We start from the raw sequence: 13,100 nt of genomic DNA on the forward strand, positions 1-13,100 counted from the left end.
CTACACCGTGGTGATTAAACCTAATATAACTGACTAATTTCGGCCGCTGCTTAAACCGCACAGCGGCCGCTGGACCACCGCACCAACGGCCGCTGTGTGCCGCAGAATGCAATATACAAATTACGAATTTAACAAATTTATTAAAAGATTAAATTTTTATCTATATAACAGCAAAAAACAGCAACTAAAATATTTGGCGGTATGGGAAAAGCAGAAGCGAGGGGCAATTCATTACCATGTGATATTTTTTGATTTTCCATATATTAAACACGAGATTTTGCAAAAGGTTTGGGGGCATGGCTTCATAAAGATCAACAAGGTCGATGTAGATAGTAAAGATAACAGAGGAAGATATGTCAGTAAATATTTTTCAAAGAACATTGACGAAAGAGATTATAAGCAGAAAGCCTTTTTTAAGTCACAGAATTTGAAAATGCCCCAAATTGATTATTTGAAAGTAGAAGGCTGTTTGGACTTTTCTAATGACAATGTGGTGTTTACCAAAACATATTCCTGGAAATCCCCGGAGTTTAATCCGTGGGATTTGGAGAATTACCTATCGTTTACAGAAAGCACTGTACGATACACCAAAATTAGAAAGGAAATCGGTTCTTATGACGATAACCAAAAATGAATTGATGGCACTTGGATTTGGTATCAGTCAATCTTCTGATATTATCCGTAAGGCTAAAAGACTAATGGTAAACAAAGGATTTGCCTATTATGACAACAAACGTCTGGGACGGGTTCCGGTAGAAGCCGTTGAAGAAATCCTAGGATTAAAAATAACACCACCGAAAGAGGTGGTGTGAATGCCTAAAATTTCAAATGTCTATCAGGATAAGAAAAGCGGAAAGTGGTATTTTGTAGCGAATTTAGGGTATGACGAAAAAGGAAACCGGATTCGCCATTGGCAGAGAGGATTCAGTACGCAAAAGGAAGCCAAAGCCGCTTATGATGAGTATATGAACAATTACTCTAAAACAGCAGTCAAAACCAATAGCACCATGAGTTATAGAGAATTTTATGAAACATACTTTGAACCGGATTATAAGCGTTCTGTTGGAAAATCCACTTTTGAAAATCGCAAGTCTACTATGAGATTGCATTTCACATTCTTTTATAAAACAAAATTAAGAGATATTAACGCTGTTATGCTGAAAAAATGGCAAAATAAATTGTCCGAAAAATATTCCAACTCTTATATCAGGAATATATACGGCATTTTTCAAATGAGTTTGGATTTGGCTGTAAAACTTGGATTGCTTCAAGTAAATGTTGCGAAGCAGGTTGGAAATGTAAAAAAAGTTTCACAAAAAATTGATTTTTGGACTTTCGAGGAATTTCAAAAAGTAATCGCAATGATTGACAAATCAGATTATTACCAGCATTTTTCTTTTATATTCCTTTGGCTTATGTTTATGACTGGTTTGCGGATAGGAGAAGCGCAGGCATTGTTATTGGAAAAAGATATTAACTTTACAGAGAAAACCTTGTCCGTCAGCAAATCCATGTACTATAAAAATGCGAATGAGTTTTACATCAAAGAACCAAAAACAAAAGCTGGAAATCGGGTGATTGCGTTAGATGATACAACGATTCAATATTTATTGGAATGGCAGGAGGTGCAGCGGAAAAATGTCCCTTCAAAATATGTCTTATCGTATAACGGACTGCCCACTAATAAAAGTACTGCAAGGCATATTTTGGAACGACATTCTAAGCTTGCGGGAGTTCACAGGATAAAAATTCACGCATTAAGGCACAGTCACGCCAGCCTTTTAATATCTCTTGGTGAAAACGCTTTGGTTGTACGTGACAGGCTCGGACATGAGGACATAGAAACCACATTAGGCACTTATGGGCATTTATATCCAAATACAAACAGAGAGGTCGCAGACAGGCTCTCAGGCTTACTTACAGAGAATACAAAATAGAAATGGGGTAAATTTATGGCTACATACGTTATGAGTGATATTCATGGAAATTACGAGAAATACCAACAGGCATTAAAGGCAATCAAATTGCAGGAAAATGATACTTTGTATGTACTTGGCGATGTGGTTGACAGAGGGACAGGCTCTTGTAAAATCCTTTTTGATATGATGTGCCACTTTAATATCATTCCCCTGCTTGGCAATCATGAATTCATGGCTCTGTCTGTATTGTCCAAATTGGTGGAAGAAATAACAGAAGATACGCTTGACAGTTTTAATCAGGACTTTGTGACAGGTATGCTCACATGGTTTGAAAACGGGGGACAAAGCACATTAGAGGAATTTAAAACGCTCTCACCAGAAGATAGACAAACAATATTAGAATATTTGGAAGAATTTGAACTCTATGAAGAAATTGCAATCAACGGTCAGGATTACATTCTGGTTCATGCAGGATTAGATAATTTTAAGAAAACAAAGAGATTAAGTGATTATCAACTGTATGAAATAATATGGGCAGAAACCAACTATGATAAAGTGTATTTTGAAGATAAAATTTTGATTACAGGACATACACCCGTACAGCTTCTATCCAATGGAAGAAATGAAAAAATCCTCAAAATGAACAACCACATCGCAATCGACTGTGGTTGTGGATTTAACGGAAAATTAGGGGTGTTATGTCTTGATACTATGGAAGAAATGTACTTTTAAAGAATTTGATTTACTATCAAAGAATATGTGTTGGTTGCAAAATGGTTGCTACATATAAGGAAATCCCCTTGAAAGCCTTATAAAATCAGGCTTTCAAGGGGACTATACGTTACTCCCACTCGCTCCCTGTAAATCAATCTTAAACGCATTTGTTTATGAGATTTAGCAGAGAGTATCTACATTATTTGTATTATCGGTAAAGCATACGCTATCCGATTTTTTGTTGCCATTCTGTTGCCACGGAAGTTATTTAAGAATCAGATTTCGGTCACTAAAAGGACAGTTAATCTCTGATATATGCATCTTGCAATTTCTTAAATGTTGACGATTTTATTAAGTACAAATCACCTCGGCTACGTGTCATAGCAACGTACAATTTATTTAGTGTAGAAATGGATATTTTTTTGATCGAAAACTTATCTTCAGCAAGTTTCTCGAAATCTTTTGTTAGAATTACGCAAGCACAATCCACGGTATCACCTTTGGCGTATGACCAATTTAAGGCTGGGAATGAATATCTTGTAGCCTCGCTATAAACCAGTTTAGTAATCTGATCATTGTTCAAAATATCGTTAGCAATATTATCAGCCCATATTACTTGCCCCTCGTGGTCGCCGGTTGACGTAATATCAATCTCCAGTTTTTTGCTTACGTAATTGCATACATCTACAGAACATCGCCTGGATTTTGACAAAGTAGTTGTGTCTACTTCAAACCCAGCTTTCATCACGCATTCTACAAAATCATCGTATGAGACATCGCCCTTTGGAGTTTTGAATGGTTTCCCCGTGTTGTTTCGGGCAGAAACAGAGTGCTGATAATAATCACCAACAAGCAATATATTATCTAAATGCTTTGCAAGCTTTATGATTAGCTCATAATCAAATTCTCTGAAGTCTTGAAACTCATCAATCAAAACATAATCGTAGAACATATTCAAGCGTGCTGCGGCTCGCTTGATAAGAGAATCTCGCCTTTCTTTTACTTGAAGCGCAAGCTCCGACAAGGTGGCGCAATAGTATTGACGTTTCTTCGTCACATAATGAGTAAGCTTATCCTTTTTTCTATATAAAGGATTATAGACCATCTCACCATTTTTATTTTTTATTCTCTGTGGCGGGGGATCGGTTAAACAAATACCGCTACTCGTAAAACGAGGTGCAGAAAAATGATTAGCGATACTCGGTTCATAAGGAAGAATAAAATTGTGGTACACGAACGCATCAAAGGTCATTACCGTCGTCAACTCCGGTACACATCCATGTGCATCGCATAATTCTTTTTGAATGTTGTGAATATTCTCGTGGGTATATGCAAGTATCAAATTTTTCTTGGTCGGGTCTATCTCATGGCAGATATGATAGGTTTTTCCCGCACCCGCAACGGCAAGGATTACTCTCTTAGCCATTTGATTGCATCCTTTATGTATTGGGGCACTTCAAATGTTGTCCCAGAGAGAAGCATCTTATATGCTGTCTCAACTTTGTTGTTTAGCATTTTTCCCAGAACTTGTCCGTAGTCTTTTTTATGGAATAAATAATCCGCTCCTGCCTGAACTTCTATCATCCCATCAAGTACCGTTTTGTTTAGATTATACAGACATGCTTCCCACGTCCAATCGTCCGTTGTTGTGCCTAAAAAGATGTGTTGCAATGTAGTAGTTTTATTGAACACCGTTGCCTCGTCTATCCTGTTCTGCTTACCATCATTATCTGTAATTACGCAAATTTTCTTGCTTGTTTTTTCGGCAATCTCAAGATAATTCTTATAAGAAATACCATTACAAGAGATCACAGAGATACCATCTTCTTCGATTGTTTTACCAGTAATCTGTTTGTAAAAATGCGGCAACAGCAAAAATTCGGTAGCACCCTCCACAAGAAAGACCTTGTTTGAAAGTAACAACTGAAGAAAAGCATTGTCATCAGCTTTGACAAAGAATTCTGCTACATCTTTATCTACTCCAGAAAGAGATTTTACAACGCTTTCTGTTATCCAAAGAACATTGTTTAGATTTAGACGGCTGGCTATCATATTGTTGTGTGTGGCAACTATGATCTGTGAATCTTTTTGTTTTATAGAAATCTCATAGAGCATTTTACGAAGTGTAGTAAAGCTTAGATGATTTTCTGGTTCTTCCATTAGAATAACATCTAATCCATTGGCTTTTTCCAAAGCAATCTCCGTCTTGATAAGGCTTTCCATTCCACTACCACGATTTTCAAGAGCAATAGCTCCCTCGTAAACGGACAGTATGGTTTCCAATACAACTTTCTTCGTATCAACGCCGAACTTGCGATTATCACCTAATTCTGGCAGTTCGGTAGCATCGAATGCTTCAACTAACTTCGTGCGGAAATCGTTTTTCGCCTTGGCTCTTGTTGCCTCATCATATCTACTTGTAAATAATGTTCTATTGTAAGAATTAAATGATGGAGCTGTGGCATTGCTCGTTGTATCTATGGCGAGGAACTGTAGCGGTCTCCGAATTGTTTGATATGGATTGTTTGCGAATGTCATCCATGTAAGTGCGTAATACTCATACGGGATTTTCTTCTCCAATATGGATTGCTCCATACCCGCTCCCAATAGTTCATCGTACTTACACTCAAATCGTATGCCAAATTTTTCATCTTGATTTTTTAATGTTCCATACACTTCTCCATAGAAGTAATCAGCGTTTTTGGTTTTAGGATCAAGCACAAGTTCTACTTCTATCAAGATTCGAGGTAAAGTTTTAACACTTGGATTGGCTTCAAATTCCTTAACCATTTGGGCGTTGAATAAATCTCGTAACACAGATTTATCTGCAAGACGGTATTGCTGATTTAGCACCGTCTTGATAGCATCTAAGAGGGTGCTTTTCCCAGCTTCGTTCTCTCCAACAAAAATATTCATGTGCTCATTAAATTCTACATCCAGGGTTTGAAACTTCTTAAAACCCTCGATATGCAAAGATTTAATATAATTCATTTAACCACCGCCCTCAAGCAAGATGTTACTTATTGTCTGTAGATTTATTGTGTTCATCATTATATTATATAATATGGAGGTTTGCAAGTATGGATATTGTAAAAGTTTTTGGAACAAACGTAAAGCGTTATCGACAGGTGTTGGGCATATCCCAAGAAGCATTTGCCGAGAAGTGTGGGCTTCACAGAACATATATCAGTGCAATTGAGTGTTATCGCAGAAGCATATCTCTTGAAAATATTCAGCGTATAGCCGATGCACTTGAGATCGAAACATATAGACTTTTTCTGAAGGAGGAAGATAAGGAATGAAATATACCCTAAAAAACGAAAACATAGAAAGCTATAATGAAAGTGATATTTTTAGCTTTCCTAAGTACACTTCACAGTTGATTAATTGGGCAAATCAAAATGCACAGGGCACTCGTCCCGTTGTTGTCGGTCAGATGTCCGAACTGTTTCCAGAGTTCATGGCATCCGGCGAAGAAATCACCATTGAGAATTGGCGTAAATGGTATGTAGAAAGATACCCCGATGCCTTTGAAAAAGCAACTGATAAGATTTATGCACAGGTGCAGAATCTTCGTGATGCAATTCCGCTTATTGATCGTGAAATGGTTAAACATTGGGTTGAAGATCTCGTCATTGCCAAGACATTCAATGGTATGTATGTTCAAAAGGCAATTTTGGCTTCTCTTGCAGAACGCAAAGGAACGACTTATCGTCTTGCAACACCGGACGAAGAATCCGTCGGTATTGACGGATATGTTGGTAATGTTCCTTATTCGGTAAAACCTGATACATACAAGACAATGGGACGCTTATCCGAAACGATCAACGTTAAAATGATTTATTATACCAAGACAAAGACCGGATTGACTGTCGAAGTAGAAGAATAAGGTTGTGGGCGGAGGCGAAAACCTCCGCCCATTCTTTAGTTTGGAATCGAATTCAAGAATTTCTTTTGGCAAGCATAGTCGAAAGATGTATCGACATCAACATACCCTGTCCTAACCAAATGGTTGTTTACAAAGGTTTTATTATCAAGATATACATAGCATAAAAGATTATTTTCAGCATCGTATTTAACTTTATCGTACTTCAAAAAAACCTTTCGCTTTTGAAATTTTTCTTGTAAGAAACTAATTGCTTGCTCTTGGAATAATGGATTTATCTTTATTCCAAGTAAACAAACAGTGAGACCATTACTAAGTTCAATTTTATCAGGAGCAATTACTTTTTTCACACCGAACAGTTCTTCACGCTTTGATTCTGATTGATCAATCTTTGAACCAAATTGGAGCTTCTTTACGTCTACCTTTTTGTCCATACAATGCGGATCATGGAAAATGTACGGGAGCTGATCGAAAGAATAAACATTTCCAATCTCATCTTCTGTGAAAATAATCTTGGCATCATCACCTAATCTAATTTGATCTGCGCCTAACTTTTCACGAATAATGGGTTCAAAATCTTTATTGATTTCATAACCGATAGAATTTCTCCCAAGATTCTTTGCGGCAAGTGATGTTGTGCCACTACCTGCAAATGGATCAAATACAGTTTCTCCCGCAAATGAAAACATCTTAATCAGTCGTTTAGGAAGTTCTTCCGGGAACATAGCTATATGTCCCATCTGTTTGACGCCATTGAAATTCCAATGAGAAGAAAAATACTGCCCCCACTCTTCTTTTGTCATAGCAGATTGTTCTTTTTGCTGCTGAGTGGGCTTTGGAGCATTGCCCAATTTTTTGAACAACAAAATAAACTCATAGTCCATTTTAAGAATGCCATTGCGAGGATAAGGGAAACTTCCCATGATAGCCCCACCGCCAGAAGTATTCATAGTGGTAGTTTTCTGCCAAATAATAGCTCCCATATAGTCCATACCGAGAGATTCACAAAAACGGATTATCTCTGTTCTGATCGGAATAACTTTGTATCTGCCATAATATACGGAACGAGCGAACTGATCTCCGATATTGATGCACAATCTACAACCGTCAGAAAGAACACGATTACACTCTTTCCACACCAAATTCAAATTGTTAATGTATTCTTCATAGCTATCGTTAAAGCCAATCTGATCTTCTGCACCATAATCTTTTAATTGCCAGTATGGGGGAGAAGTGACAATTAACTGTACTGATTTGTCTTCTATTTTATTTAGCGAGCGACTGTCGCCAAATATAATTTTATGTTCAGTCATAATTAACTCCTTATTTGACTTGTTCGCCATTTGATAGTACAAAATACTGTTCGTATGTGATGCCAAGAACATCTGCAATTTGGTTGAGTTCATCTTGAGTAACAGTATTCCTTTTTAGCTTTGCGTTAAAGTTTTGTGGAGTTTGATTTATCTTTCGTGCAAGCTCAGACAAGCTAATACCTGTCCTCACACACAACACTCGGATTTGTTCTGAAGTAGTCATATAAAGCCTCCATATACCATTGATCAATTGATATTATAAAACATATAATTGATAATGTCAACTGTTTTACGAAAATAGCGGCAGAGATTTCTCGCTGCCGCCGTTGTGCTTATACCGTGAAGATTAGTTCTGCATTTACAATTTCCGTTGCACGATTACGAATATTGTTCATCTTCTGTACCCACAGCATTTGGTCGGTTACTTTGAGTTCTTCGGTTACATTTTCTTTTTCGGCAAGTTCTTTTACCAGCCGGAGAAACATAGCGGTTGCCTGTTGCTCGATATCATCAAGATATGTAACAAGTTTTCCCGAAGTTATCAGATTAGCATAAAGCACACGATGATTTTCTTTCAAAAACCGTTTATGCCTCATACCCCATACGCCGATATTTGCTTGTTTTTCTTCTTCGGGCAGTTTCAAATTGGGGAGATAATAATCCCCAACTTGTGTGTAAGTACCGCCCATTTGTTCAAAAATTGTCTTTGCCATTTTGTTTTCCTACCTTTCAAAATCATTATTTCTAATGCGCTTTGTGCGCTGATTAGAGGGTTGTTTTGTGTGCTTTCGTTGCTGTTCCTGCTCCTTTGCCTGTGAAACCAGAGCATCAATTTGCTGACTTCCGAACACCTTGCGGAGCAATCTAAAATCCTTGTTTTCAGCCCGAAGCGTAGTGTTTTCATCAGTCAAACGGTCGTTGATGTTGCTCAAACGCTCGTTCTCACGATATAGACTTGCGTTAGTATTATTAAGTCGGTGATAGCTGTCAAGAGCGTGATAATAACGGTAGAACACCTCTTTTATGACCTCCTTCAGCTTCTTGATCAGAGGTTCAACAAACTTTTGCTTGTATGACTTTGCCGACATCAATGCAGGTGGATCGGGCAACTGAAATTCGCTGTCGGTTTCAATGCGCTTTTCCAATTCTTCAATAACCTGTGTACCGTTATCGTAATTTTGAATACGGCTTTGCACTGTTTGAAACTCGTCTTTTTTCTCGGCAAGTTGGTTGTCCAATACAGCGATTTCCTTTTCTCGCTCCTGCTTTTTGTAATCCAAAACAGACAGATGTTTTTCGTGAGTACCCTTGTGTTCCCACTCAATTCCGTGGCGTTCCATAACAAATGCGAGTGCGGATTTTTCTGCGCTTACCCATTGGTTCCACTCAGTATCTCCCCGGGTCCCGCCCTTAAAACCTTGTGCAGCAAGCGCCTGTTTTAGAGATACTCTTGTTTCAAGTCCACGTTTGCTTCCAGTGGTGAACGGAACAAAATCAATGTGCAAATGGGGTGTTGCTTCGTCCATATGAAGATGAGCAGAGAACACTTTTAGTTGCGGATTACGCTCCTGAAATCCACGATAATATTCGTCCAAAACTTCTCTTGCAAGTGCTCCGTTTTCACTTTCCGCACTCATATTTTCTTTATCGCCTATCTGCAAAATGAGTTCGTGAAACGGTTTTTCTTGCTTGGAATTTCTGATTTTTTCATAATAGTTCTCTATCTTGCGGTCGGCTCTTGTCTGCTTTGAATTATATCTTTCGAGAGCTTTGTCAAACAATTCGTGATAGACTTTCTTGATATTTTCATTGCAGTAGTCGATATTAAGATGCGTTCGGCTGCCGTCAACATTTTCCGCTTTGAACTTGCGGCTGTTGTGATTAACCGAGCCTTTACCGACCATTGCGCTTATCGTTCTTTTCATAAAAAATCACATCCTTTCCTTATCCGGCGTAGCCGGGGTTCTGTTACTCTTGTCAAGAGTAACGCAAAAGCACTTTTGACAGGCGAGCCCATCAAAAATGCAACCTGCAAGCAGGTTTTGCGCTCTCCGAAGGGCAAAGAGTCGCCTTTGAAAAGGCACTCTCTGCACACTCCGCTAAACTTTTGCTGTGACAAACCGTGACGATGGTGACAATGTTTCAGACCAGAGCACCGTTATCGGGAAGTTCGTCACGGTCGTCACACATTGACACGCTTTCTTTCCAAAGAGATATTTTTCGCCCGCCGTGCGTACGGCTTGCCTTGTAATGAATGCCATAATCTTTAAGCAGCCGCCCTGCGTTGATACTCAGCCTCAGCGATAGGACATTCGGCTTTATATCCAAGCCAAGTCTCACGCACAACTCGGAGGCCGTCCCATCCCAACTGCTACTTCCCGAAGGAAGAACAGTCGATACCTTTTCAAGCAGTGGGTCAGGCGGTTCCACCCAAAGCTCGGTTTCCGATTTTTCAAACTCCCATACCAATCGATTTGGGTCACGCACAAGATGAATGCGTTGATCCTGCTGGTCTCTGCCGGTGATGTCAAGCGTTGCGGCATTGGCGGTTCGTTTCTCTTTGCTGAGGACGAAGGCGCCGTCTGCCGCACCGAGCAATCCGTTTGTGCCGGAGATTGTATCAAATTTATCGTCTGCCTGCTGTTTGCGTGTGTGATGGACGATAAGCATTGTTACCTTGTAGCTGTCGGCAAGCGATTTCAGCTTTGCGACTACATCGTAATCACTGCCGTAGCTGTAATCCGCACCGCCTGTCTCTCGAACACGCTTTAGGGTGTCGATTATAATAAGACCTGTATCGGGGTGTTCCTGTATAAAGCCTCTTATTTGGTCTTCCAAACCGCCGTTTACGGTTTTGCATTGTGTTGCAAAATACAGGTTGTCCGTTCCGTCAGCGCCGAACATATGATAGAGCCTGCGCTGTAAGCGAGGGTAATCATCTTCAAGGGCAAAATAAAGAACGGTTGCTTTGCGGACCCTATAATTCCAAAGCGGAGTTCCCGTGCTGATGTGGTAGGCAAGCTGTGCCATCATAAAACTCTTTCCTACTTTCGGAGAACCCACGAATAAGTAAGTTCCCTGATAAAGCAGACCGTCTATAAGTGCGGTTTGTGTTTCGAAATCGGTATCATACAGAGCCGACATTGAAACGGTTTTCAGATAGGACGGATCCATTTGCCTAAGCATTTCTCTTTGCATTTCACGAAAACTTTCGTCCAAATCCTTGATATTTTCATCATAATCGGTTATAATATTGTCAGTACATTTTTGGATTGACTGCTCCGTATCTGCGCCAACAGATACGTTTGGAGCGGTCTTTTCTTTTTTATCTATCATTCTGATTCCTCCTTTAACCCGCCGAGAATATCGGCTATCATTTCAATTAAATCAAGTAGCTCGTCATTGACATCGCCGCCGGCTTCTATTCGCTGTAATTCCGACAGCACATCGGCAAGCTGGTTTCGCAAAGCCTTGAATACTCTCGGATTGCCTTGCACAACTATATCTCTGTGCGTGAGTCGCCTTGTGATATAATCCTGCTTAGTTTGCTGATGTGTGATAAAGAAGTAGTAGAAGTGTAAAAAATTTTGCCGTTCCTATCCGGCGTTTGCGCATTGCGCCGGATAGGTCGGGCGGTCATTCGGGCAGGTCTACCTTGCCAACGAAAGAGTAATAAATATCAATGTCCTGTCTGCGTGTGCCGTTCTCGTCATAGCTGCACTCATGCACAACGATTTTCTCCACAAACTCACGCAAAAGGGTAGGGGTAAGTTCTTCAAAGCTGGTGTACTTGCGGACAACATTCATAAACTTTTCTGCGTTTACCGTGGCTTCCTGCGCTTTGGAAAGCTCTGCCCGGATAGCGGCGGCTCTCTCTTTCAGTTCTTTCTGCTCGGCTTCATAGTCTGCCGACAGCTCCGTGAAACGCTCGTCTGAAATGCGCCCGGTCACGCTGTCCTCATACAGCCGCTTGAAGATAGCGGATAACTCGCTGATACGCTTCTCGGCGGCTTCCAGCTCCTTTTTCCTTGCGGCGTTCCTGCGCTTGCCCCCGTCCTCGTTCTGCTCGATCAGCAGCTTCATAAACCGGGCTTCGTGCTTCGCTGCATAGCTGGTGACTTTCCGCAGATTGTCGGTCACTCCGGCGGTCAACAGGTCGGTGCGGATAAAGTGCGCCGTACAGTCACGGGTACGCTTCTTGTAGCTCCCGCAGATATAACAATCCTGCTTGCGGGTGGCGTTCTGGTAACGCTGCTGGTAAAGGACGCTGCCGCAGTCGGCACAAAAGAGTATGCCGGAGAATAAGCCCACTTCATCATAGCGGTTCGGGCGTTTGCGCTGCTTGCGTAACTCCTGCACACGCTCCCACATCTGGGTGTCAATGATAGGCTCATGGTGGTTCTCGAAAATCGCCTGTTTCTCAATGGGGTTCTCTACGCTGTGCTTGGTCTTGTAGGACGGCTTCTCCGTCTTGAAGTTTACCAGACAGCCCGTGTACTCCCTGTTTTCAAGGATATGTACCACGGTATTGGTCGCCCACTTGCACTCATAGCCGGGGTGGTAGCGGCGGGTGCTTCCCGTCCGACGGTATTCCAGCGTTCCCGGCGTGGGGATCTCCTGCTCTGTGAGCATACGGGCTATCTTGGTCGGCCCGTTCCCGGCAAGGCACAAGCTGTAAATCTGCCGCACAACAGGGGCGGCTTCCCCGTCAATGATAAAATTTTCGTCCTCGTCCATAAAGTAGCCGTATACGGGTTTGCTCGTGACGGGCTTCCCGCTCATACCCTTAGACCGTTTTACTGCTTTGATTTTCTTGCTCGTATCTCTCACCAGCCATTCGTTAAAAATGTTCCGCAGAGGGGCAAAATCATTGTCGCCCTGTGCGCTGTCCACTCCGTCATTGATAGCGATAAAGCGGACGCCTTTCTGTGGGAAAATCATTTCCGTATACATTCCCACTTGCAGATAGTTTCGCCCTAACCGTGACATATCCTTGACGATAACGGTGCCGACTTTTCCGGCTTCAATGTCCGCAAGCATGGCTTGAAAACCGGGTCTTTGGAAGTTCGCCCCAGAATAACCGTCATCTGTGTACCATTGCAGATTGGAAAAGCCGTTCTGCTTCGCATAGGTTTCAAGAATACGCTTCTGGTTTGAAATAGAATTGCTCTCACCTTGCAGCTCGTCCTCGTGGGATAATCTCGGATAAAGGGCGGTAATAAGGTTTCGGGTGGTCTGTCTTAACATAGTGTCCTCCATTTCCGACAG

At 41.0% G+C, this 13,100-nt stretch carries 14 protein-coding genes and 1 pseudogene; 6 read left to right on the forward strand and 9 right to left on the reverse strand.

Annotated features, from left to right (window positions below):
* Positions 1-106: 106 nt before the first annotated feature.
* From ACTQ3V_RS09540 to ACTQ3V_RS09555, 4 genes are read left to right on the forward strand one after another with little or no spacing between them, the layout of a single operon-like run.
* The gene (locus ACTQ3V_RS09540) at positions 107-634 is read left to right on the forward strand and encodes a rolling circle replication-associated protein (RefSeq protein ID WP_441467314.1); all 528 of its coding nucleotides are present in this window, start codon (positions 107-109) and stop codon (positions 632-634) included.
* Entirely contained in the window at positions 615-812 is a 198-nt protein-coding gene (locus ACTQ3V_RS09545) for a DUF3173 domain-containing protein (RefSeq protein WP_373166346.1), read from the forward strand. The genes ACTQ3V_RS09540 and ACTQ3V_RS09545 overlap by 20 nt, the downstream gene beginning before the upstream one ends.
* On the forward strand, positions 813-1,937 hold the full coding sequence (locus ACTQ3V_RS09550; RefSeq protein WP_441467316.1) for a site-specific integrase: 1,125 nt from the start codon (positions 813-815) through the stop codon (positions 1,935-1,937).
* A 15-nt stretch (positions 1,938-1,952) separates the two neighbouring features.
* Positions 1,953-2,651, forward strand: a complete 699-nt coding sequence (locus ACTQ3V_RS09555; protein ID WP_373166349.1) for a metallophosphoesterase — start codon at positions 1,953-1,955, stop codon at positions 2,649-2,651.
* A 283-nt stretch (positions 2,652-2,934) separates the two neighbouring features.
* Here ACTQ3V_RS09555 and ACTQ3V_RS09560 read toward each other — a convergent pair whose 3' ends face one another.
* On the reverse strand, positions 2,935-4,059 hold the full coding sequence (locus ACTQ3V_RS09560; protein WP_441467317.1) for a UvrD-helicase domain-containing protein: 1,125 nt from the start codon (positions 4,057-4,059) through the stop codon (positions 2,935-2,937).
* Positions 4,044-5,624: an ATP-dependent nuclease gene (locus ACTQ3V_RS09565; RefSeq protein ID WP_441467318.1), complete on the reverse strand. Its 1,581-nt coding sequence runs from the start codon at positions 5,622-5,624 to the stop codon at positions 4,044-4,046. Before ACTQ3V_RS09565 ends, ACTQ3V_RS09560 begins: the two co-directional genes overlap by 16 nt.
* Positions 5,625-5,713: 89 nt before the next feature.
* On the opposite strand from ACTQ3V_RS09565, the gene ACTQ3V_RS09570 reads away from it, so the two are divergent.
* Both ACTQ3V_RS09570 and ACTQ3V_RS09575 read left to right on the forward strand, forming a co-directional pair.
* Positions 5,714-5,935, forward strand: a complete 222-nt coding sequence (locus ACTQ3V_RS09570; RefSeq protein ID WP_441467319.1) for a helix-turn-helix domain-containing protein — start codon at positions 5,714-5,716, stop codon at positions 5,933-5,935.
* Positions 5,932-6,522 (forward strand): MjaI family restriction endonuclease, encoded by a 591-nt coding sequence (locus ACTQ3V_RS09575; protein ID WP_441467320.1) that lies wholly within the window; start codon positions 5,932-5,934, stop codon positions 6,520-6,522. Before ACTQ3V_RS09570 ends, ACTQ3V_RS09575 begins: the two co-directional genes overlap by 4 nt.
* Positions 6,523-6,557: 35 nt before the next feature.
* Here the strand turns inward: ACTQ3V_RS09575 and ACTQ3V_RS09580 are convergent, their stop codons facing one another.
* The 7 genes and pseudogenes from ACTQ3V_RS09580 to ACTQ3V_RS09610 form a co-directional block, all read right to left on the reverse strand.
* On the reverse strand, positions 6,558-7,832 hold the full coding sequence (locus ACTQ3V_RS09580; RefSeq protein ID WP_441467321.1) for a DNA methyltransferase: 1,275 nt from the start codon (positions 7,830-7,832) through the stop codon (positions 6,558-6,560).
* A 10-nt stretch (positions 7,833-7,842) separates the two neighbouring features.
* Complete coding sequence (locus ACTQ3V_RS09585) at positions 7,843-8,055, reverse strand: helix-turn-helix domain-containing protein (protein ID WP_441467322.1); 213 nt, start codon at positions 8,053-8,055, stop codon at positions 7,843-7,845.
* Between the two features lie 109 nt (positions 8,056-8,164).
* A complete protein-coding gene (locus tag ACTQ3V_RS09590) occupies positions 8,165-8,545 on the reverse strand; it encodes a TnpV protein (RefSeq protein ID WP_441467323.1) in 381 nt (126 codons plus the stop codon).
* A gap of 9 nt (positions 8,546-8,554) precedes the next feature.
* A complete protein-coding gene (locus ACTQ3V_RS09595) occupies positions 8,555-9,757 on the reverse strand; it encodes a plasmid recombination protein (protein WP_441467324.1) in 1,203 nt (400 codons plus the stop codon).
* 217 nt (positions 9,758-9,974) lie between these two features.
* A complete protein-coding gene (locus tag ACTQ3V_RS09600; protein WP_441467325.1) occupies positions 9,975-11,168 on the reverse strand; it encodes an AAA family ATPase in 1,194 nt (397 codons plus the stop codon).
* Positions 11,165-11,377: pseudogene (locus ACTQ3V_RS09605) on the reverse strand (plasmid mobilization protein); the annotation flags it as partial. The pseudogene ACTQ3V_RS09605 and the gene ACTQ3V_RS09600, both read right to left, overlap by 4 nt.
* A 91-nt stretch (positions 11,378-11,468) precedes the next feature.
* A complete protein-coding gene (locus ACTQ3V_RS09610; protein WP_002605633.1) occupies positions 11,469-13,079 on the reverse strand; it encodes a recombinase family protein in 1,611 nt (536 codons plus the stop codon).
* Positions 13,080-13,100 lie beyond the last annotated feature (21 nt).

The sequence above is a fragment of the Candidatus Agathobaculum pullicola genome (assembly GCF_052117205.1).
GTDB lineage: Bacteria > Bacillota > Clostridia > Oscillospirales > Butyricicoccaceae > Agathobaculum > Agathobaculum pullicola.

Bases quoted from the DNA above. Each gene is read 5' to 3' on its own strand.
- ACTQ3V_RS09545 (WP_373166346.1), top strand. From the start codon at position 615: ATGACGATAACCAAAAATGAATTGATGGCACTTGGATTTGGTATCAGT.
- ACTQ3V_RS09565 (WP_441467318.1), bottom strand. From the start codon at position 5,624: ATGAATTATATTAAATCTTTGCATATCGAGGGTTTTAAGAAGTTTCAA.
- ACTQ3V_RS09570 (WP_441467319.1), top strand. From the start codon at position 5,714: ATGGATATTGTAAAAGTTTTTGGAACAAACGTAAAGCGTTATCGACAG.
- ACTQ3V_RS09575 (WP_441467320.1), top strand. From the start codon at position 5,932: ATGAAATATACCCTAAAAAACGAAAACATAGAAAGCTATAATGAAAGT.
- ACTQ3V_RS09610 (WP_002605633.1), bottom strand. From the start codon at position 13,079: ATGTTAAGACAGACCACCCGAAACCTTATTACCGCCCTTTATCCGAGA.
- ACTQ3V_RS09550 (WP_441467316.1), top strand. From the start codon at position 813: ATGCCTAAAATTTCAAATGTCTATCAGGATAAGAAAAGCGGAAAGTGG.
- ACTQ3V_RS09595 (WP_441467324.1), bottom strand. From the start codon at position 9,757: ATGAAAAGAACGATAAGCGCAATGGTCGGTAAAGGCTCGGTTAATCAC.
- ACTQ3V_RS09555 (WP_373166349.1), top strand. From the start codon at position 1,953: ATGGCTACATACGTTATGAGTGATATTCATGGAAATTACGAGAAATAC.
- ACTQ3V_RS09540 (WP_441467314.1), top strand. From the start codon at position 107: ATGCAATATACAAATTACGAATTTAACAAATTTATTAAAAGATTAAAT.
- ACTQ3V_RS09580 (WP_441467321.1), bottom strand. From the start codon at position 7,832: ATGACTGAACATAAAATTATATTTGGCGACAGTCGCTCGCTAAATAAA.
- ACTQ3V_RS09590 (WP_441467323.1), bottom strand. From the start codon at position 8,545: ATGGCAAAGACAATTTTTGAACAAATGGGCGGTACTTACACACAAGTT.
- ACTQ3V_RS09600 (WP_441467325.1), bottom strand. From the start codon at position 11,168: ATGATAGATAAAAAAGAAAAGACCGCTCCAAACGTATCTGTTGGCGCA.
- ACTQ3V_RS09585 (WP_441467322.1), bottom strand. From the start codon at position 8,055: ATGACTACTTCAGAACAAATCCGAGTGTTGTGTGTGAGGACAGGTATT.
- ACTQ3V_RS09560 (WP_441467317.1), bottom strand. From the start codon at position 4,059: ATGGCTAAGAGAGTAATCCTTGCCGTTGCGGGTGCGGGAAAAACCTAT.